The sequence below is a fragment of the Paenibacillus sp. S29 genome, from assembly GCF_049319765.1.
In the GTDB taxonomy this organism is placed as follows: domain Bacteria; phylum Bacillota; class Bacilli; order Paenibacillales; family Paenibacillaceae; genus Paenibacillus; species Paenibacillus polymyxa_B.
This window is the reverse complement of the sequence record NZ_JBMOUI010000069.1, coordinates 1-479: the sequence shown is the minus strand read 5'-3', so window position 1 is coordinate 479 and position 479 is coordinate 1. Positions and strand designations below refer to the sequence as shown.

General features: G+C 48.4%; 1 protein-coding gene. It reads left to right on the top strand.

What is annotated here, in order from left to right; all coding sequences use genetic code 11:
- Positions 1–45: 45 nt before the first annotated feature.
- Positions 46–479 (top strand): ACP S-malonyltransferase (locus ACL9RM_RS26505; protein ID WP_422759430.1); only part of this gene is annotated, 434 nt, incomplete at its 3' end.

Below are 479 nucleotides of genomic sequence, written 5' to 3'. Positions count from 1 at the left end.
GAAGAGGCTGCTGATATTTTGGGGTATGATTTGAAAACTTTATGTATGGAAGGACCCATCTCTCAATTATCGAGAACATCCTACACCCAGCCGGCACTTCTCACGATCAGTGTCATCGCATTCAGACGTTACATGCACGATGTTGGGATTATTCCTGAATTTTCGGCAGGACATAGTTTGGGTGAGTACTCTGCATTGGTAAGCAGCGGAGTCTTGTCGTTTGGCGATGCTTTGCGGGTGGTGCAAGAACGAGGACGCTTTATGGAAGAAGCCTCAGAGGCCGGAGTGGGTTGCATGGTTGCTGTTCGTGGGGCTGATTTAAATCTGCTAGAAGAGCTGTGCGATCATTATGCCGTAACCAGTCAGCCTATTACCATCGCATGTTATAACTCTTCCTATCAATACGTCGTTTCTGGTCATCATGCCTCTGTTGCTGCCGTGGCGGGACAATTAGAGCAACGCGGGTTCCAAATTACCCG